At 66.1% G+C, this 18,734-nt stretch carries 16 protein-coding genes; 3 read left to right on the plus strand and 13 right to left on the minus strand.

What is annotated here, in order from left to right; all coding sequences use genetic code 11:
* The first annotated feature begins 340 nt into the window (after positions 1-340).
* Entirely contained in the window at positions 341-1,075 is a 735-nt protein-coding gene (lexA, locus tag AC6JAM_RS01185) for a transcriptional repressor LexA (RefSeq protein WP_018771586.1), read from the plus strand.
* A 78-nt stretch (positions 1,076-1,153) separates the two neighbouring features.
* Here lexA and AC6JAM_RS01190 read toward each other — a convergent pair whose 3' ends face one another.
* Both AC6JAM_RS01190 and hflX read right to left on the minus strand, forming a co-directional pair.
* Entirely contained in the window at positions 1,154-3,214 is a 2,061-nt protein-coding gene (locus AC6JAM_RS01190; RefSeq protein ID WP_018771587.1) for an ATP-dependent DNA helicase, read from the minus strand.
* On the minus strand, positions 3,207-4,787 hold the full coding sequence (hflX, locus tag AC6JAM_RS01195) for a GTPase HflX (protein ID WP_223994658.1): 1,581 nt from the start codon (positions 4,785-4,787) through the stop codon (positions 3,207-3,209). Before hflX ends, AC6JAM_RS01190 begins: the two co-directional genes overlap by 8 nt.
* Positions 4,788-5,223: 436 nt before the next feature.
* Here hflX and AC6JAM_RS01200 point away from each other — a divergent pair, with 436 nt between their 5' ends.
* Positions 5,224-5,847 carry a class I SAM-dependent methyltransferase gene (locus tag AC6JAM_RS01200; RefSeq protein WP_497933820.1) on the plus strand — a complete coding sequence of 208 codons (624 nt, stop codon included), beginning with the start codon at positions 5,224-5,226 and terminating at the stop codon, positions 5,845-5,847.
* On the opposite strand, the gene dapF is transcribed toward AC6JAM_RS01200, so the two are convergent.
* From dapF to AC6JAM_RS01230, 6 genes are all read right to left on the minus strand, one after another.
* Positions 5,819-6,763: a diaminopimelate epimerase gene (gene dapF / locus AC6JAM_RS01205; protein WP_056390943.1), complete on the minus strand. Its 945-nt coding sequence runs from the start codon at positions 6,761-6,763 to the stop codon at positions 5,819-5,821. The genes AC6JAM_RS01200 and dapF overlap by 29 nt on opposite strands.
* A gap of 44 nt (positions 6,764-6,807) precedes the next feature.
* The gene (gene miaA / locus AC6JAM_RS01210) at positions 6,808-7,719 is read right to left on the minus strand and encodes a tRNA (adenosine(37)-N6)-dimethylallyltransferase MiaA (RefSeq protein ID WP_497933821.1); all 912 of its coding nucleotides are present in this window, start codon (positions 7,717-7,719) and stop codon (positions 6,808-6,810) included.
* Positions 7,720-7,721: 2 nt separating this feature from the next.
* Complete coding sequence (miaB, locus tag AC6JAM_RS01215; RefSeq protein WP_223994656.1) at positions 7,722-9,299, minus strand: tRNA (N6-isopentenyl adenosine(37)-C2)-methylthiotransferase MiaB; 1,578 nt, start codon at positions 9,297-9,299, stop codon at positions 7,722-7,724.
* A gap of 3 nt (positions 9,300-9,302) precedes the next feature.
* Positions 9,303-9,803: a regulatory protein RecX gene (locus tag AC6JAM_RS01220; protein WP_497935857.1), complete on the minus strand. Its 501-nt coding sequence runs from the start codon at positions 9,801-9,803 to the stop codon at positions 9,303-9,305.
* 120 nt (positions 9,804-9,923) lie between these two features.
* Positions 9,924-10,979, minus strand: coding sequence for a recombinase RecA (gene recA / locus AC6JAM_RS01225; protein ID WP_026266121.1), 1,056 nt, complete (start codon positions 10,977-10,979; stop codon positions 9,924-9,926).
* 249 nt (positions 10,980-11,228) lie between these two features.
* Positions 11,229-11,453 (minus strand): DUF3046 domain-containing protein, encoded by a 225-nt coding sequence (locus tag AC6JAM_RS01230; RefSeq protein WP_018771595.1) that lies wholly within the window; start codon positions 11,451-11,453, stop codon positions 11,229-11,231.
* A 41-nt stretch (positions 11,454-11,494) separates the two neighbouring features.
* Here AC6JAM_RS01230 and AC6JAM_RS01235 point away from each other — a divergent pair, with 41 nt between their 5' ends.
* Positions 11,495-12,025 carry a MarR family winged helix-turn-helix transcriptional regulator gene (locus tag AC6JAM_RS01235; RefSeq protein WP_056390913.1) on the plus strand — a complete coding sequence of 177 codons (531 nt, stop codon included), beginning with the start codon at positions 11,495-11,497 and terminating at the stop codon, positions 12,023-12,025.
* A gap of 126 nt (positions 12,026-12,151) precedes the next feature.
* Here AC6JAM_RS01235 and AC6JAM_RS01240 read toward each other — a convergent pair whose 3' ends face one another.
* The 5 genes from AC6JAM_RS01240 to AC6JAM_RS01260 all read right to left on the minus strand — a co-directional run bounded on the left by AC6JAM_RS01240 (position 12,152) and on the right by AC6JAM_RS01260 (position 18,727).
* The gene (locus AC6JAM_RS01240; protein ID WP_018771597.1) at positions 12,152-12,604 is read right to left on the minus strand and encodes a helix-turn-helix domain-containing protein; all 453 of its coding nucleotides are present in this window, start codon (positions 12,602-12,604) and stop codon (positions 12,152-12,154) included.
* A gap of 168 nt (positions 12,605-12,772) precedes the next feature.
* Entirely contained in the window at positions 12,773-13,252 is a 480-nt protein-coding gene (locus AC6JAM_RS01245) for a CinA family protein (protein WP_018771598.1), read from the minus strand.
* Positions 13,249-13,947, minus strand: a complete 699-nt coding sequence (gene pgsA, locus AC6JAM_RS01250; RefSeq protein WP_497933822.1) for a CDP-diacylglycerol--glycerol-3-phosphate 3-phosphatidyltransferase — start codon at positions 13,945-13,947, stop codon at positions 13,249-13,251. Before pgsA ends, AC6JAM_RS01245 begins: the two co-directional genes overlap by 4 nt.
* Positions 13,948-13,964: 17 nt before the next feature.
* Positions 13,965-16,853, minus strand: coding sequence for an FtsK/SpoIIIE family DNA translocase (locus AC6JAM_RS01255; RefSeq protein ID WP_144600345.1), 2,889 nt, complete (start codon positions 16,851-16,853; stop codon positions 13,965-13,967).
* A gap of 182 nt (positions 16,854-17,035) precedes the next feature.
* A complete protein-coding gene (locus AC6JAM_RS01260) occupies positions 17,036-18,727 on the minus strand; it encodes a ribonuclease J (protein WP_018771601.1) in 1,692 nt (563 codons plus the stop codon).
* Between the last annotated feature and the right edge of the window lie 7 nt (positions 18,728-18,734).

The following is an 18,734-nucleotide window of genomic DNA, read 5'->3' on the forward strand; positions in this document are numbered from 1 at the left end:
CTGGACCTGCCGTGCTGCCCGGGTGTCCGCCCGCTGCCGCCCTGCCGTTCACACCATGTCCGGAGCTTCTCCGGCCATGTTTTCGAACGGGGCAATCGCTGGCTAGAACACATGTTCGAACTTTGCTTGTTAAGTTTTAGCACCTATCAACGAACAATGTCGAGACTCGCTAGAACAAATGTTTGAAAAAGCAATGTGGCTGGCCTAGCTTTGAACCAAAGAACAACCACCACTGAAGTTGAACAGCAGGGTCTGACAATGACAGTGGGAGTCCTTCCGGCGGCGCTGTGGAACAGGCCGCAACGGAAGATCCGGCGGCAAGCGAAAGGCATTGGCGAATATGGCAGCAGCAGCCGCCGGGGGCAGGACCGCCCCGCAACCCAGGAAGACCGCCAAGGGCTTGACCCCCCGGCAGAAGAAGATCCTCGAGACCATCCAGCGCTCGGTCAATGACAACGGCTACCCGCCCTCCATGCGGGAGATCGGCGACACGGTTGGCCTGGCCAGCCTGTCCAGCGTGACCCACCAGCTCTCGCAGCTGGAGAAGCTGGGTTACCTGCGGCGCGACCCCAAACGGCCGCGGGCCATGGAGGTGCTGATGCCCCTCACGCTGGACAGCGGAAGCAATGCCGCCGGCGCCTCCCCCGCGCCGCAGGCCACGGGCGGCGGTGCCACGGTAACGGAGCTGCCCACCGCGCTGGATACGGCCATGGTTCCGCTGGTTGGCCGGATCGCTGCCGGCGGTCCCATCCTCGCTGAGCAGCTCGTGGAGGATGTCATGCCGCTCCCCCGCCAGCTGGTCGGCCAGGGCGAGCTCTTCATGCTTAGGGTGGCCGGCGACTCCATGGTGGATGCCGCCATCTGTGACGGTGACTGGGTGGTGGTGCGGCGCCAGGCGGACGCAGCCAACGGGGACATCGTTGCTGCCCTGCTGGATGACGAGGCAACCGTCAAGACATTCCGCCAGCGCGACGGCCACACCTGGCTGCTGCCCCAAAACACGCAGTACGAACCCATTCTGGGCGACCATGCCACCATCATGGGCAAGGTTGTCTCGGTCCTGCGTTCCCTCTGACCGCGTCTCCCGCGAAGGGACGGCCTGCCGGAAATTGCACGGCGGCTGCCCCCGCTGGCGTCGTTCGCCTGCCGGGCCCTACGTGGCCGCGTCCGCGCCCAGCCTGGCCAATGCCGCCAGCGCCTTGCTGCGGTCCGTGGTAGCCCAGAACGGCGGCAGGGCGCCGCGGAGGAATCCGGCGTAGCGCTCTGTTGCCAGCCGGGAATCCAGAACGGCCACCACTCCCTTGTCTCCCGTGGACCGGATCAGGCGGCCGGCACCCTGGGCCAGCCTGATGGCGGCATGCGTGGCCGAGACGGACATGAAGCCGTTTCCGCCGGCCTGGGCCACGGCACGCGAACGCGCGGTCATCAGCGGATCATCCGGCCTGGGGAACGGGATGCGGTCGATCACCACCAGGCGGCAGGAGCCTCCCGGAACGTCAACCCCCTGCCACAGGGACATAGTCCCGAAGAGGCAGGTGTCCGGTTCGTCGGCGAACTGCTTCACCAAAGCGGTCATGGTCGACTCGCCCTGGCAGAGGACAGTCACATCGAGCTTCGGCCGCAGGGCGTCGGCAGCCTCTTCGGCAGCCCGTCGGGATGAAAACAGGCAGAGGGCACCCCCGCCGGACGCTTTGATGAGCGCTTCCAGTTCCTCCAGCGCCTCCGGCGAAACGCCGCGGCCCGGCTTTGGCAGGTGGCCGGCCACGTAGAGGATGCCCTGTTTCGGGTAGTCGAAGGGCGAGCCGACATCCACACCCGTCCAGCTGGGTGCGCCGTCGCCGATAAGGCCCAGTCCCCCGGCCGCGGGTTCAAATGCCGAGCCAATGGCGAGGGTTGCGGACGTCAGCACGACGGTGTGCCCGGCGAAGAGTCCTTCCCGGAGCCTGCCTGCCACGGACAGCGGCGCGATGTTGACCAGCACCGGGGCATTGTCATCGGGCTGGGAATATCCCTGGCCGGGATCGAACGTGCCGGCCCGGGAAAACCACACGACCTCGCGGTTTTCACGGGCAGCAATAAGCCGCTCACACAATTCCAGGATGAGCATGAGGCGGGACCGGGCCAGCTGCCGGCCGCCGTCGGCCGTGGCGTTGCTGTCCCCCTTGGAATCGGACAACGCGGCCCGGCACGCCTCCCGCAACTGGTCCATGCAGTCCAGCTGTTCGTCGTTCAGCCCGTTGGGAAGCAGGCCGCTGGGCGCACCGGCGAGGGCCAGTTCAAGGTTTGCGGCTGCGGCGTTCAGCGCGTCCACCGTGATGGCGGTATGTTTGCGGGCGCCGGAAGCGGCAGCGTGGACCATGGCCACCGACAGCTGACCGGACACGGCTCCGGTGACCCGGTCCTGCAACTCGTGCGCTTCATCCACCACCACGACGTCGTACTCGGGCAGGACTGCAAGTCCTTCGAAGGCGCTGACGGCCAGCATGGCGTGATTCGTCACCACCACATCTGCCTCGGCTGCGTCCTGCCGGGCCAGCTCGCTGAAGCACTCGGCGGCCATGGGGCACTTTTGGGCCCCCAGGCACTCCATGGAAGTGACGGAGACCTGGCGCCAGGCACGGTCCGTCACACCAGGCAGGAGCTCATCCCGGTCGCCGGTGGCCGTCTTCTCCGCCCACTCGCGGAGCCGCACCACCTCCTTGCCAAGCTGGGACGAGGGTCCGCCCACGGAGGCGGCAAAGTGCGGGACGCTGGTGTCTTCGCCCAAGGAGAAAAGCTGACCCTCGGAAGGCTCCTCGGAGGGGAACCCGCCTTCCAGTTTGTGCCGGCAGACATAGTTTGACCGGCCTTTCACCAAGGCAACCTTGACCGGCCGTTCCAGGGCCGGGGTGATGTTCTTCAGCAGCCGCGGCAGGTCCCTGCCAACAATCTGGGTTTGCAGGGCCAGCGTGGCCGTGGACACCAGAGCGGGCTTGTTGCTCTCCAGGGCGTGGGCGATGAGCGGCACCAGGTAGGCCAGCGACTTGCCCGTGCCCGTGCCCGCCTGGACCAGCAGGTGGTTGCCGGTTTTGATGGCCCGGGCCACCTGCCGGGCCATCTCGTGTTGTCCGGTGCGGCTTTGTCCGCCCATGCCGGCGACGGCGCGGTCGAGCAGTTCGATGACGAACTGCTCGCCGGCCGTCTGCGCGGTTTCGCCGGCGGCGGGGTCACTCATTGACGATGAATGGTTCCAGTTCGGACGCCAGGCCCTCGCGGACCTTCACCGCAGCCCTGGTACCTGCCTCAACGTGGTCAACGCTGAGGATTTCAGCGTCGGACTCATGGAGCTTGCTGACCAGGTCTCCGCGGTCATACGGGATGAGGAGTTCCATCTTGACCGAAGGCCGGGGAATGGCTTCGCTGATGGCCTTCAGCAGTTCCGGGATGCCCTCACCCGTCCGGGCCGAGACCACCACATGCCGCGGTTCGCGCTGCTTCAGGCGCTCCACCACGAACGGGTCAGCTGCATCAGCCTTGTTCAGCACGATGATCTCCGGCACCTTGCGGGCATCAACTTCGCTGAAGACCTTCCGGACGGCGGCGATCTGCCCTTCGGGGTCCGGATGCGACACGTCCACCACGTGCAGGATCAGATCCGAGTCCGCCACTTCCTCGAGGGTCGAACGGAAGGCCTCCACCAGCTGGGTGGGCAGCGAACGGACGAATCCAACGGTGTCGGCCAGGGTGTATCCCAGGCCGTCCGCGGTTTCCGCCTTGCGGACGGTGGGATCCAGGGTGGCGAACAGTGCGTTCTCCACGAGGACTCCGGCGTCCGTAAGCCGGTTCAGCAGTGAGGACTTGCCGGCGTTGGTATACCCGGCAATCGCCACGGAGGGCACTTCATTACGACGGCGGTTGGCCCGCTTGGTCTCGCGTGCCGGCTTCATTGCGGCGATTTCACGCCGCAGCTTGGCCATGCGGGTACGGATCCGGCGCCGGTCCAACTCGATCTTGGTTTCACCAGGACCTCGGGAGCCCATGCCGGCGGCAGCGCCACCCACCTGGCCACCGGCCTGGCGGGACATCGACTCACCCCAGCCGCGGAGGCGCGGAAGCAGGTACTCGAGCTGCGCGAGCTCCACCTGCGCTTTGCCTTCACGGCTCTTGGCATGCTGGGCGAAGATGTCAAGGATCAGCGCCGTGCGGTCGATGACCTTGACCTTGACGATGTCCTCAAGTCCGCGGCGCTGGGAAGGCGCAAGTTCAGCGTCCACCACCACCGTGTCCGCGCCCGTGGACATGACGATGTCCTTGAGCTCCAGCGCCTTGCCTGACCCCAGGAAGGTTCCCGGGTCCGGCTTGTCACGGCGCTGCACCATGCCATCCAGGACCTCCGAACCGGCGGTCTCGGCGAGGGCTGCCAGCTCACGCAGCGAGTTTTCGGCGTCGGCAAGCGTTCCCTCGGACCAAATCCCGGCCAGGACCACGCGCTCCAGGCGCAGCTGGCGGTATTCAACTTCGGTGACGTCTTCGAGCTCGGTGGACAGGCCTGCCCTTCGGCGCAGCGCGCGCCGTTCCTCGAGGTCCTGCTGGTCGCCGTCGTATGTTGAGTGTTCTTCGTCGAGGCGGGAAATGGCCTGCGCCTTGCCGAGCACCGCTTTTCCATTGCCGTTGCTCTCACCGCCGGGCGTGCTGACAGTCTTGGCCGGGACGTCCTTGGCGAGGATCCGGTCGATAACAGCCTGGATTTCCTGCGGACTCATGTCCTGGGCGGCTGGATCGGAACCGGTGTTGGGCTGGCTGGTCATGGTCTCCTTTGAAGATTCGGCAATTCCAGAATAGTGCTGATTGCTTGGAAGTTGGAACGTATTCGCGCTGGGCTGACGGCCTGCGGTCATGCAATTCTCCTGGTTGTCTCGCGGCCGGCTGCGATGCCGGGGCCGGGATGCCGCGTCAAGGGGCGGCAGGGCTAAAAAGGCCGGAAAAATAGCGGGAAGTGCAGCAGGAGGCTGACTTTCGAGTATCGTCCGGCGGCCGGGCAGAACAGATGCGTCTGGCCGGTGCACAAGCGGAAGGCTGAAAAACCTGCATCGCTGCGGGACGGGCTGTCGCTGGAGGACAGGCTGCGGGGACGGGCGTGGCCCGTGCCGGCTACTCGAAGATCAGGAACATGCCATCCAGCGTAGCAGAGGGGGTTCTGCACGGTTTCCCATTACGCTGCAAGGGGAACTACTCTGGCCAGTTATGGAGTCCGCACACTATTTCAGCACGTCCCCCGCCGGCCCCTTTACCCGTAAGCCACTCACGGTGGAGCTGGCCGGCGAGACCCGCAGGCTCCACACCTCCGCGGGAATCTTCAGCCCGGACGGGATCGACAAGGGCACCGCGGTGCTCCTCGCCGATGTTCCGGCGCCGCACCCCCAGGGGAACCTGCTGGATATCGGATGCGGCTGGGGGCCCATCGCACTCACCATGGCGCTGCTGGCGCCCGGGTCGACGGTCTACGCCGTGGACGTCAACGAACGCTGCGTCGCCCTGACCAACGAAAACGCGGCCGCGCTGGGGCTGTCCAACGTCGTCGCCAGTACACCCCAGGAGGTGGACGCCGGCGTCAGGTTCGACACCATCTGGTCCAACCCGCCCATCCGGATTGGCAAGGACGAACTGCACGCCCTGCTGAAGCTGTGGCTTCCGCGCCTCGCGGACGGCGGCACGGCATGGCTGGTGGTGCAGAAGAACCTGGGCTCGGATTCGCTTCAGCGCTGGCTGGCCGCCGAACTGGACGGTTCCTTTACCGTGACCCGCGAGTCAACGTCCAAGTCCTTCCGGATCCTGAAGGTTACGAAAGCGTCCCGCTCGCCACAATGACGGCGGGGCCGCTGAGTTCCACGTGCTCGTGGCCGGCGGGGCCGGCGAAGAACTTCACGCCCACCACACCTCCGGGAACGTTGACCCGCCAGGCATCAGGGGCTTCCGCGCCGGCCCAGTGCCGGATGGCGACGGCGGCAGCACAGGCCCCCGTTCCGCAGGACTGGGTCTCCCCCACGCCTCGCTCATGCACCCGCATGGTCACGGATCCGACGCCGTCATGGACCAGAGGCTCCGCAGGGACGACGAACTCCACATTGGTCCCATTCACGGGGACCGGATCGACCTTGGGAGCAGTGAAGAGGCGGGTGCCTTCGAGCTCGCTGAGTTCCGCGAGGGCCACTACGGTGTGTGGGTTGCCCATGCTCACGGAGAGGGCCGGGCGGGGAACTTCCAGGCCGTCGGCAGTGACCAGGGAATCCATCGCCTTGGCGCTGGCCTCCCCGGGGAATATGAACTCCCACGGGCCCATGTCCACCGCGTAACCGTTCCCTGTCCGGACCACGGTCTTGACCCCTCCGCGGGTGCCGATGGTGAGTGATCCGCCGTCGGGCAGGTCGATCAGGCCCTCGGACCGCAGGAAGTGGACGAAGACCCGCACGCCGTTGCCGCACATTTCAGACAGTGAGCCGTCGGCATTGCGGTAATCCATGAACCATTCCGCGTCCGGGGCATCGGTGAGCAGTTCCCGGCCTTCCGGCAGGAAACGGGACGGGACAGCCCTGATCAGGCCGTCGGCGCCGATTCCCCGGTGCCGGTCGCAGAGCGCTGCGGCCTGGTCTGCGCCGATGGCGTGCACCCCCTCGGGATCGGCCACCAGGACGAAGTCGTTGCCGGTGCCATGCCCCTTGGAAAAGCGGAGCCCGCTCAGTGCGTGCAAGGCGGTCCCAGTGGCTTCTGCGGGGGTTGCATTCATGGTCACAAGCGTAACGGCGGATGCCGCCGGCGCTGAAACTGCGGCTACCGGCCCGAATCCTGGACGCACACCTCGGCCGCCTTACCCATCAGTCCCGGGTCCTGCCAGTCCAGCCAGGTGATGCGGGGGTCGGCGCGGAACCACGTCAACTGGCGGCGGGCGAACTGCCGGGTGGCCACGATTGTTTCCTCTGCGGCCTGCTCAACTGTTGACGTGCCGTCGATGACCCGCAGGAACTGTGAATAGCCCAGTGCACGGGATGCTGTTTTGCCCTGCCGAAGGCCCCGCGCGTCCAGCATCCGGACCTCCTCCAGCAGGCCGGACTCCACCATCCGGTGAACCCGTACCGCCAAGCGCTCCCGCAGGACCTCCCGGTCCACGCCCAGGCCCACCTGAACCGCAGGCTGGTAGTACTCGCGGCGCGGCATGAAGGAACTGAAGGGCCGTCCGGTAAGTTCATGGACTTCCAGTGCGCGGATAATCCGCCGGGCGTCCGAGACCCTGTCCGCGGATACGGGGTCCAGGGCCCTCAGCCTGTCCAGCAGCGCCGGGGTCCCCAGCCGTATGTGGTCCGCCTCCAGTCGTGCACGGAGCTTGGGGTCGGTCCCCGGGAACTCCAGGACGTCCAGGGCGGCCCGCACGTACAGTCCGGAGCCGCCCGCCAGGATTGCGCGCTTGCCGCGGGCATGGATATCCCCGATGAGGCTGCGGGCCTGTTGCTGGAAGTCCGAGACGCTGGCTTCCTGGGTCACGTCCAGGATGTCCAGGAGGTGGTGCGGCACTCCCCTGCGCTCGGCCGTCGTGATTTTGGCAGTGCCAATGTCCATGCCGCGGTAGAACTGCATGGCGTCAGCGTTGATGACCTCGCCGTCCAGTTCGAGGGCAAGGTTGACGGCCAGGTCGGATTTGCCGGAGCCGGTGGGACCGACGACGGCGATGACAGGCGGGGCAGTCACCTTCAGCGGGTGCGCAGCGGCAGCGAGGGCATGCCAAGGGAGACAGCCTTGGGTCCAGCGCCGGAGCCTGGGGCAGGCACACCACAGGAGTCGGCCTGGGACCTGTCCCAGGCATCCCCCGCCCGGGACCGGCGCAGGCTGTAGTCCTCCGGCGTGGGATCGGCCACCAGGTGGAAGGCCGCCGCCTCCGTAATGGTGACGGTGACGAGGTCTCCGGGCCTGGGTGCCGGGGCCCCTTCGGGGACTGAGAAGTGAACAAGCCGCTGGTCCTGGGAACGGCCGGACAACCGGTGGGTTTCCTCCGATTTCCGTCCGGACTGGGCGGTGACCATGACTTCCAGCCTCCGGCCCAACTGCTTCCGGTTTTCCTCGGCGGCGATCCTGTCCTGCAGGGCGGTGAGGCGTTCGAAGCGTTCCTGGACCACGGCCTTCGGCAGCTGGTCCGGCAGGTCGGCAGCGGGCGTGCCGGGGCGCTTTGAATACTGGAAGGTGAAGGCGGTGGCAAAGCGTGACTTTTCCACCACGTCCAGCGTCGCCTGGAAGTCCTCTTCGGTTTCGCCCGGGAAGCCGACGATGATGTCGGTGGAGATGGCGGCGTGTGGAATCCTGTCCCGGACCTTGTCCAGGATGCCCAGGAACTTCGTGGAACGGTAGGAACGCTTCATGGCGCGGAGGATGCGGTCCGAACCGGACTGCAGGGGCATGTGCAGCTGCGGCATCACGTTGGGCGTCTCGGCCATGGCATCAATGACGTCATCGGTGAAGGCGGCCGGGTGCGGGCTGGTGAAGCGGACGCGTTCAAGGCCCTCGATTTCGCCGCAGGCGCGAAGGAGTTTGGAGAAGGCCTGGCGGTCGCCGAACTCGACACCGTAGGAGTTGACGTTCTGGCCCAGGAGGGTCACTTCGATGGCGCCGTCGTCCACGAGCGCCTGGATTTCGGCGAGGATGTCTCCGGGCCGGCGGTCCTTTTCCTTGCCGCGAAGGGCCGGCACGATGCAGAACGTGCAGGTGTTGTTGCAGCCAACGGAGATGGATACCCAGCCGGAGTAGACGGAGTCGCGTTTGGTGGGGAGCGTGGAGGGGAAGACGTCCAGGGACTCCAGGATTTCCAGCTGGGCCTCATTGTTGTGCCGTGCACGGTCCAAAAGTGCGGGCAGGGCGCCGACGTTGTGGGTGCCGAAGACAGCATCCACCCATGGTGCCTTCTTGAGGATGGTTTCGCGGTCCTTTTGGGCCAGGCACCCGCCCACGGCGATCTGCATGCCGGGGTTGGCGGCCTTCACGGGCGCCAGGATGCCGAGGTTGCCGTAGAGCTTGTTGTCCGCGTTCTCCCGGACTGCGCAGGTATTGAACACGACCACGTCAGCATGGTCGCCGGCTGCCGGTACGTAGCCCGCATCCTCCAGCATGCCGGCCATGCGTTCGGAGTCGTGCACGTTCATCTGGCAACCGAACGTGCGGACCTGGTAAGTACGCGGCTGCACTGCCCCGGATTGCGGAACAGCACCGGCTTGCGCATCAGCAGCAGGCTCAACGGACGCGGCAGCGCCGGAATGGGGGGAAGGAATGGTCAAACTCACCAGTTAAGGGTACCGGCTTTGGAGCATCCCGCTGTCGGGATCCTGCCGGGAATCCAGGACGTCGTTGACGATCCTGAACGCCTGGGACGGCTGGTAGCCCTTCCTGGCCAGCATGGAGGCGAGCCGCCGGACGGCTTTGTCCCGTTCCGACTGGTCAGGCAAAACCGTCCCGGGCCGGAGCTTGCGCTCCACCAGTGCGCGTGCCGCCGCTTCCTCGTCGGCGTCCGTCAGCTGCTCCAGGGCAGAAGCCGCCGTTTCCTGGTCGATGCCCTTCTCGGCCAGTTCGCGCCGGAGAGCGCCCTTGGCAAGCTTGCGGGACTGGGACCGGCTCCTGACCCACATATCGGCAAACTCGGCGTCATTGATCAGGCGCGCCTCCTGGAACTTGTCCAGCACCGCCTCGGCGACGTGTTCGGGGATATTCCGTTCCGCCAGTTTCCGGGCAAGCTGCAGCCTGCTCTTGGGAGCTGCCGTGATCTGGCGGTACACGATGGCCTGCGCCACCGAGAACGGATCCGGTTCGGCGTCAACAGCCTGCGGATCCTCAGGGATGGAAAAGCCATCCGGCGGCCCTGAAGAGGGGCCGCCGGACCGAGCCCGCCGTGAACGTGGTCCGGTCAAGGGCTAGAACCCGTCGACGGCTTTCAGCTTTGGCGCGTCCTTGGACTCGTCCTCGGCGGGCTTGACCCCTACGCCGAGCTTTTCCTTGATCAGGCGTTCCAGTTCAGCCGCGAGCTCGGGGTTGTCGCGCAGGAAGCGGCGCGAGTTCTCCATGCCCTGGCCCAGCTGGTCGCCGTCGTACGTGAACCAGGAACCGGACTTCTTGATGATGCCGTGCTCCACGCCCATGTCGATGATCCCGCCTTCGCGGGAGATGCCCTGGCCGTAGATGATGTCGAACTCAGCAACTTTGAAGGGCGGAGCCATCTTGTTCTTGACGATCTTGGCCTTGGTCCGGTTACCGACGGAATCGGCACCTTCCTTGAGGGTCTGGATCCGCCGGACATCGATGCGGACCGACGCGTAGAACTTCAGGGCCTTACCACCGGTGGTGGTTTCGGGGGAGCCGAAGAAGACACCGATCTTTTCGCGGAGCTGGTTGATGAAGATGGCGGTGGTCTTGGTCTGGCTCAAGCGTCCGGTGATCTTACGCAGGGCCTGGCTCATGAGCCGTGCCTGGAGGCCGACGTGGCTGTCGCCCATGTCACCTTCGATTTCGGCGCGCGGCACCAGGGCGGCGACGGAGTCGATGACGACAACGTCCAGCGATCCCGAGCCGACCAGCATGTCCATGATCTCGAGCGCCTGCTCACCTGTGTCCGGCTGCGACACGAGGAGGGCGTCGGTGTCCACACCCAGCTTGGCGGCGTAGTCGGGGTCCAGGGCGTGTTCTGCGTCGATGAATGCTGCGATGCCGCCGGCGCGCTGGGCATTGGCCACGGCGTGCAGGGCAACGGTGGTCTTACCCGAGGATTCAGGACCATAGATCTCGATGACACGGCCCCGCGGAAGGCCGCCAATCCCCAGAGCGACGTCCAGTGCGATGGAACCGGTGGGGATGACTTCGATCGGGGCGCGTACTTCGTCGCCCAGGCGCATGACCGACCCCTTGCCGAACTGCTTGTCAATCTGGGCAAGCGCTGCTTCCAGCGCTTTTGCACGATCCGGGGCTGCCGCCATGGTTGACACCTCTAATGCTTTCTCGATGGTGGCCTTCGCGGCCGTTTTATTGGTCATCTCTGACGCTACTGGGACCCACTGACATTCCGGCCTGAGGACAACGGCTATGTGGATAAGCCCAATAGAAAAAGCATAGCGTTATCCGAACAGGTATTCGAAGAGTGCCGGTCCTGCGGCGTGTCCGTCCAAGGGCGCTTCGGCTGCGGCAGGCTCACGAAGGACCACCCGGGAAGCCGTTGTTAGGCGCTGCTAGTCGCGGCGAGGGGCGATGTCCCGGCCCAGCCGCCGTTCGGCCGGGACGTCCTGGACATCGCAGACTGCCAGCCAGACTTTGCGCGGTTCGATGCCTGCAGCCAGCGCCTGGTCCGCAGTGCGCCCGCCGACGCCGGTCAGGACCAGGGTACTGCTCAGCACGCGGGAGTACCCCGCACCGAACTCGTCATCCATCAGACGCCAGTACTCGCTGATTCGCATCGGTAAATCCTCTCATGATTGCGGACCCTAGAATTGTTGCCATGAGCAACTCCCCGGATCTCCCGCCGCCGCCGGACGCAGGCGCTGATGCCGCCGATACCGCGCTGCAGAATGTTGAACACCAGATCAGCCTCTTCTGGCGGCGGGCCAGGGCCATCTCCAACCACCTCTCGCGCGAAGTCCACCCGGATATGGAGCCTGCCGCGTACGGGCTGTTAACGGTTATCCGCCGGGAAGGGCCCATCCGCCTGACGGAGCTTGCCATGAACATCGGGGTGGGCAAGCCGTCGGTCAGCCGGCAGATTGCCTTCCTGGAGAGCCTCGGACTGGTATCCAAGGAAGCCGATCCCCTGGACCGCCGGGCACAGTCCATCCGGCTGACGCCCAAGGGCGAAGAGAAGATGCACCAGGTCCAGGACGCCAGGCGCCAGGTTTTCCAGGAACGGCTGCGCGAGTGGCCCGTGCAGGACCTGCAGGAGCTGGCCCGCTACATGGCCAAGCTGAACTCCACCTACGAGCGTGACGGATTCCCCAGGGAAGGCGGAGGCGGCTCCCCCGCAGAAGAGGAATAGCCGCAGCGACGAACGGCCGGCAGGAGTACCACCAGCCGGGCACATCAATCGGGCGCCAACGCAGGAAGCCCCCGGCGCGGCCGGGGGCTTCCTGCGTTCCAAGGCCCACCTGTGGTGGGGCTGGCTTTACCGGGCGCCCGAGAGAAGGCCCGTGGAGAGTTCGTCGTTCAGTTCAGTGTTGAGGTCGCGCTCGAGGTCACGGCCGTAACGCTGGGAGAATTCCTGCGGAACTGTGTCCGGAACTGCGACGCCCTCGGCTACTGCCACACGGTCGCTGACTTCACGGAGCATGCTTGACAACGGAACATCCAGTGCCGAGCAGATTGAGGACAGAAGCTCTGACGAGGCTTCCTTCTGGCCGCGCTCCACTTCGCTGAGATACCCCAGGGAGACGCGGGCGCTGTGCGAAACTTCACGGAGCGTGCGTCCCTGACGCTGGCGGACATCGCGCAGCACATCACCGATTTCGTGACGAAGTACTACCATCTTGCGCTCCTTCTGTTCGCTCTTAGCCTGTTCGGCGAGGCCCACATCCTTCCAGCGGACAACGCCGTTTACGGATACGGGCTGCTTTACCATCTGTATCGCCTTGCTCCCTCATTGGTCAGGTTCACCGTGGGGCGAACCGTCGTGGTCATTTCATCCTAGGCGCCTCCACTATCCGGAAGCGACACAATGTAATAACTAATCGGTACCGGCTTTTGTTCCCGGCAACTTTACGCCCGGTAACTTGGGGTCCGGCAGGCGTCAGGCGGGCAGTGCCTCGAGGAGCCGTTCCAGGGCGGCGGCGCAGGCTGCGGCCCTGATGTCGGGCCTGCTGCCGGTGAAGGAGTATTCGAAAGCCGCCGTTCCGGCCGCTGTGGCAATTCCAATGTAGACGCGCCCCACGGGCTTGCCGTCATGAGCATCGGGACCTGCCACCCCCGTTGTGGAAATCCCGACGTCGGCGCCCAGGACGGTGCGTGCCCCGGCTGCCATGGCACGGGCAACGTCGGGGTCCACGGAGCCGGCACGGGCCAGGAGGTCGGCAGGAACGTGCAGCACCGCGTCCTTCACTGAGTTCTGGTAGGCGACCACACCGCCCTGCAGCATGCCGGAGGCCCCGGGAGTGTCGGCAAGGACAGCGGACACCATCCCCGCCGTCAACGACTCGGCGGTGGCGACGGTCTGCCCGGACTCGAGCGCCTGCTGGACGGCCTGCCCGGCCAAACGGTGGAGGTTGCTCATGCGTGGTCCTGGCCCGTCGCTGATTCCTGCCCGCTGGCTGTGTCCTGCCCCGTCACTGTGCCCTGCCCTGTGACAGACCCTGCCTGCCGTTTCCCCTTCGCGCGCAGTCGCAGGGCCTCGATGACGTATTCGACGCCGGTCCACAGCGTGATCGCCACGGCAGCCATCATGACGGCAAACGCAACCCAGGACATCCAGGGCGCGAATGCCCCGAACGGCAGGAGATAGAGGAAGATCGCCGCGGTCTGCACCACGGTCTTGAGCTTGCCGCCCCGCGAGGCGGGAATGACCCCGTACCGGATCACGAAGAAGCGCAGGGCGGTAATGCCCCATTCCCGCACCAGGATCACCAGCGTGGCCCACCAGGGCAGCTCACCCAGCAAGGAGAGCATCACCAGCGCGGAGCCGATCAGGAGCTTGTCTGCGATGGGGTCCGCGATCTTGCCGAAGTCCGTGACCAGGTTCCGGCTCCTGGCGATGTCGCCGTCGAGCTTGTCCGTGTAGATGGCGACGGCGAAGGCCGCCACTGCCGCCCAGCGCCATGGTCCGGAAACACTGTGCAGGCCGGGCGCGTCCGCCACGAGGAACCACACAAAAAACGGGACCAGCGCGATGCGGATCATGGTCAGGACGTTGGGAAGGTTCCAGACCCCGGCACGGCCCTGGCCGGCGGCGGTTGCATCGGTGCTAGTCACGTTCCTAGGCTACCGGCCTAGCGCCCGGTGAGGGACCATGCGTCTTCGGAGCCGTCGTCGTCATCGCCGTACCCGCCGGGGGCGGAATCCGAGCCGTCGTAATATTCGACGTTCTGCTTCCGCTGGTCCAGGTCCGCCGCCACCAGGTCTTCGGCGTAGCCGCCCTGCGCGATGTTGGCGTTGGCATTGTCGCTGAGGGCAGCGGTCTGGGAATCGGCGGCGGCCGGCGCCTCCTGGCCCTTCATGGCGGCCAGGACGGCGGCGAGGTCATCAGGTTTGACCAGCACATCGCGCGCCTTGGAGCCCTCGGATGGTCCCACGACGCCGCGGGATTCGAGCAGGTCCATGAGCCGTCCGGCCTTGGCGAACCCGACGCGGAGCTTGCGCTGCAGCATGGAGGTGGAGCCGAACTGCGTGGTGACCACCAGCTCCGTCGCCTGCAGCAGGACCTCGAGGTCATCCCCGATGTCGTCGTCGATCTGCTTCTTGGGCGCTTCGGCAGCAACGTCGTCACGGTAGGAAGCCTGCAGTTGCCCCTTGACGTGTTCCACCACCTTGTGGATCTCCGACTCGGTAACCCAGGCGCCCTGGACGCGCATGGCCTTGGAGGCGCCCATGGGCAGGAAGAGCGCGTCACCCTGGCCAATGAGCTTCTCGGCGCCGGGCTGGTCCAGGACCACGCGGGAGTCAGTGACGGAGGACGTGGCGAAGGCCATGCGCGAGGGCACGTTGGCCTTGATGAGGCCGGTGACAACGTCCACGGACGGCCTCTGGGTGGCCAGCACCAGGTGGATGCCGGCGGCACGGGCAAGCTGGGTGATGCGGACGATCGAGTCCTCCACGTCGCGTGGTGCCACCATCATCAGGTCGGCAAGCTCGTCGACGATCACCAGCAGATACGGGTAGGGCCTGATGACGCGCTTGGAGTCCACCGGCGGCTGGACCTTTCCGGCCCGCACCGCCTTGTTGAAATCGTCGATGTGCTTGAAGCCGTAATTTGCGAGGTCGTCGTAGCGGGCGTCCATTTCACGGACCACCCACTGCAGCGCCTCGGCGGCTTTTTTGGGGTTGGTGATGATGGGCGTGATCAGGTGCGGGACGCCCTCGTAGGCCGTCAGCTCCACGCGCTTGGGGTCCACCATGACCATGCGCACCTCGTCGGGGGTGGCCCGCATCAGGATGGAGGTGATCATGGAGTTCACGAAGGACGACTTACCGGCGCCGGTGGCGCCGGCCACCAGGAGGTGCGGCATCTTGGCCAGGTTGGCCACCACGTAGCCTCCCTCCACGTCCTTGCCCACACCCATGACCATGGGGTGGTCGGTGCGCCGCGCATTCTGGCTGCGCAGCACGTCGCCCAGTGACACGGTCTCGCGGTCGGTGTTGGGGATTTCGATGCCGATGGCGGACTTGCCGGGGATGGGGCTCAGGATGCGCACGTCGCTGGAGGCCACAGCGTAGGAGATGTTCTTGGACAGCGCGGTGACGCGCTCAACCTTGGTTCCGGGAGCAAGTTCGATTTCGTACCGGGTGACGGTGGGACCACGGCTGAAGCCGGTGACGGTGGCGTCGACGTTGAACTGCTGCAGGGTATCCGTCAGGGCAGCGACGACGGCGTCATTGGCTTCGGTGCGCTCCTTCGGGATCGAGCCGGGTGTCAGGTAGTCCGAGGCGGGGAGGGTGTACGTGACGTCCCCGGCGAGCGAGAGCTGTTCGGTCCGCTGCGGGATGGGAACGGGCGGCGGCGCGGGGGCCACCGGGTTGGAGGGCACGGTGGGCGCGGCGGCGGCTTTGGCGGGAGCGGCGGCACCGGGGATGACCAGGGGGATGGCCTCGGTGGCGTTTTCCGCCGGAGGTGCCTGGGCACCGGCACCCAATCCCTGGGCTGCCTTGATCTTTTCGACGGCGATCTCCGCCTGGGTGGGGCGCCGCACTCCGGGCGCGGGCCGCTCGGGTTCGGGCTCGTCGTCGTCAATGACGGCGTGCTCGAAGGCTTCGTCGCCCACGTAGCCCTCAAGGCCGGCGTCGGACTCCTGGTCCTTGCCGAAAAGCTTCCGCTTCTTCTTCTTGGGCGCAGCGGCAGCCGTGCGTTCGAGGTAGCTGCGGTCGTGGGTGTCCTGGTGTTCCTGGTCCATCAGGTCGATGCCCATGAGGTGTTCATAGGCGCCGCGGATGCGGCGCGGGATCGCCGTGAACGGGGTGGCGGTGATGATCAGTACCGACACAAAGGCCAGCAGGGCATACAGGGCCACAGGCACAGCCGGATGGATGGCGGCCAGCGGCGTGGCGGCCAGGAAGCCGAGCATCCCGCCGGCTTTGCGGAGGCCGTCGAAGCCGTCGGCCACGGTGGGCTGGCCGCCGAGGATATGAGCCAACCCGCACCCGGCGAAGGTCATGATCAGGAAACCGATGCCCACCCGGTTATTGCCCCGGCCGTCCGATGGCCGGCGGAACAGCCGGAAGGCGCACACGAACAGCATGAGCGGGAGCAGCAGGGAGATCCAGCCGAAGGTGCCGTTCACCACGGCGTAGACGGCGTCCGGGAACCAGCCCGTCAGTCCCCACCATGCGAAGGTGGCGATGAAAATACCAAGGGCCAGGTTGAAGAGGGCGGCACCGTCGCGGCGTTCCTCCGTGGGGAGGTCGCTGACGTCGTGGCCGATGCGGCGCACTCCCCCGCCCACCAGGTGGCCCACTCCAAGCCACGCTCCGCCCACCACGCGCAGCAGCCAGGGCTGGTGGTGCTCGACGGCGGGAAGCTGGCGGGTGCGTGCAGTGCTGGTTGAGCCGCCGCGCCCTGTCCTGCTGGCGGTGGAGCCGGTTCCGCGGCCTGTGGAACTGCCCGCTTTGCTGCCGGAGCTCCCCCTGCCGGTACCTTTGGGCGCGGAAGTAGTACGTGTGGCCATAATAGCCACGGTACCGGAACCATGCTGTGATTCCGGGGATATCGGGGCCGCCGGGCCACCCGCCGGGCGCCAGGTGCGGACCTGCCCGGACGCGCCCGGGGACCGTCCGGATGCGCCGAAGGGCCCGGTCCATGAAGAACCGGGCCCTTCCGGGTGTGCACCAGCGCGACGCCAGCCTGGTGTCAGGCCTCGAGCACCACGGGAATGATCATGGGCTTGCGGCGCAGCTTGCGGTTGACCCAGGTTCCCACGACGCGGCGTACCACCTGCTGGAGCTGGTGGCTGGTGTGGTCGGCGTGGTTCTGGACCGCTTCCTCCAGGGCTGCGTTGATCTTGGGGATGATGTCGTCGAAGACCGAATCGTCCTCGGCAACGCCGCGGGCGTGGATCTCGGGCCCGGACACCACCTTGCCGGTGGCACGGTGGACAACGGTGATGATGGAGATGAAGCCTTCATCGCCCAGGATGCGGCGGTCCTTGAGGTCGGCGTCGGTGATCTCGCCCACGCTGGAGCCGTCCACGTAGACGAAGCCCACCTCGACCTGGCCGACGATGTCTGCCTGGTGGTCGCGGAGGTCGATGACCGTGCCGTTGTCAGCAAGGATCACGCTGGCATCCGGGACGCCGGATTCGATGGCGATCTTGCCGTTGGCGATCAGGTGCCGGGTTTCGCCGTGCACGGGCATGGCGTTGAGCGGCTCAAGGATGTTGTAGCAGTAGAGCAGCTCGCCGGCGGCGGCGTGGCCGGAGACGTGGACCTTGGCGTTGCCCTTGTGGATCACGTCGGCGCCGAGCTTCAGGAGGCCGTTGATGATGCGGAACACCGCGTTCTCGTTGCCCGGGATGAGGCTGGAGGCCAGGATGACGGTGTCGCCGTCCCCCACCACCACGCGGTGGTCGCCGTTGGCCATCCGGGACAGGGCCGCCATGGGCTCGCCCTGGGAGCCGGTGGACATGAGCACCACGCGGTTGTCCGGAAGGTTGTCGATGTTCTTGATGTCGACGATCAGTCCGGCGGGGACGTCAAGGTAGCCCAGCTTTTCGGCGATGGCCATGTTGCGGACCATGGAGCGGCCCACGAAGGCCACCTTGCGGTTGTGCTTGGCCGCTGCATCCAGCACCTGCTGCACGCGGTGGACGTGGGAGGAGAAGGAGGCCACGATGATGCGCTTGGTGGCCTGGCCGAAAAGCCGCTCCAGCGTGGGGCCGATTTCCTTCTCGGCCGTGGTGAATCCGGGGACGTCTGCGTTGGTGGAGTCGGACATGAAGAGGTCCACGCCTTCTTCACCCAGTTTGGCGAAGTGCCGGAGGTCGGTGATGCGTCCGTCCAGCGGCAGCTGGTCCATCTTGAAGTCGCCGGTATGCAGGACAGTGCCGCCCGCGGTGCGGATGAACACCGCCAGGGCATCCGGAATGGAGTGGTTCACGGCCACGAACTCGCATTCGAACGGCCCGAACTTCTCCACCTGGCCCTCTTCCACTGTCAGCGTGTAGGGCCGGATGCGGTGCTCCTGCAGCTTCGCCTCGATCAGCGCGAGGGTCAGCTGAGATCCCACCAGGGGAATGTCGTTGCGCAGGCGCAGCAGGTACGGCACGGCGCCGATGTGGTCCTCGTGGCCGTGCGTGAGGATGACGGCCACGACGTCGTCCAGCCGGTCTTCGATGTAGGAGAAATCCGGCAGGATCAGGTCAACGCCGGGCTGGGTTTCCTCGGGAAAGAGGACGCCGCAGTCCACGATCAGCAGCTTGCCGTCGATTTCGAACACGGCCATATTCCGGCCGATCTCCCCGAGTCCGCCAAGCGGAACGATCCTGAGCGTGCCCTGGGGCAGGCGCGGAGGGGTGACAAGGCCGGTAAGGGCAGTTTGGGTCATAGTGCAC

It is taken from the genome of Arthrobacter sp. GmRoot5-12, assembly GCF_059739365.1.

Bases quoted from the DNA above. Each gene is read 5' to 3' on its own strand.
- lexA (WP_018771586.1), top strand. From the start codon at position 341: ATGGCAGCAGCAGCCGCCGGGGGCAGGACCGCCCCGCAACCCAGGAAG.
- AC6JAM_RS01190 (WP_018771587.1), bottom strand. From the start codon at position 3,214: ATGAGTGACCCCGCCGCCGGCGAAACCGCGCAGACGGCCGGCGAGCAG.
- hflX (WP_223994658.1), bottom strand. From the start codon at position 4,787: ATGACCAGCCAGCCCAACACCGGTTCCGATCCAGCCGCCCAGGACATG.
- AC6JAM_RS01200 (WP_497933820.1), top strand. From the start codon at position 5,224: ATGGAGTCCGCACACTATTTCAGCACGTCCCCCGCCGGCCCCTTTACC.
- dapF (WP_056390943.1), bottom strand. From the start codon at position 6,763: ATGAATGCAACCCCCGCAGAAGCCACTGGGACCGCCTTGCACGCACTG.
- recA (WP_026266121.1), bottom strand. From the start codon at position 10,979: ATGGCGGCAGCCCCGGATCGTGCAAAAGCGCTGGAAGCAGCGCTTGCC.
- AC6JAM_RS01230 (WP_018771595.1), bottom strand. From the start codon at position 11,453: ATGCGAATCAGCGAGTACTGGCGTCTGATGGATGACGAGTTCGGTGCG.
- AC6JAM_RS01235 (WP_056390913.1), top strand. From the start codon at position 11,495: ATGAGCAACTCCCCGGATCTCCCGCCGCCGCCGGACGCAGGCGCTGAT.
- AC6JAM_RS01240 (WP_018771597.1), bottom strand. From the start codon at position 12,604: ATGGTAAAGCAGCCCGTATCCGTAAACGGCGTTGTCCGCTGGAAGGAT.
- AC6JAM_RS01245 (WP_018771598.1), bottom strand. From the start codon at position 13,252: ATGAGCAACCTCCACCGTTTGGCCGGGCAGGCCGTCCAGCAGGCGCTC.
- AC6JAM_RS01255 (WP_144600345.1), bottom strand. From the start codon at position 16,853: ATGGCCACACGTACTACTTCCGCGCCCAAAGGTACCGGCAGGGGGAGC.
- AC6JAM_RS01260 (WP_018771601.1), bottom strand. From the start codon at position 18,727: ATGACCCAAACTGCCCTTACCGGCCTTGTCACCCCTCCGCGCCTGCCC.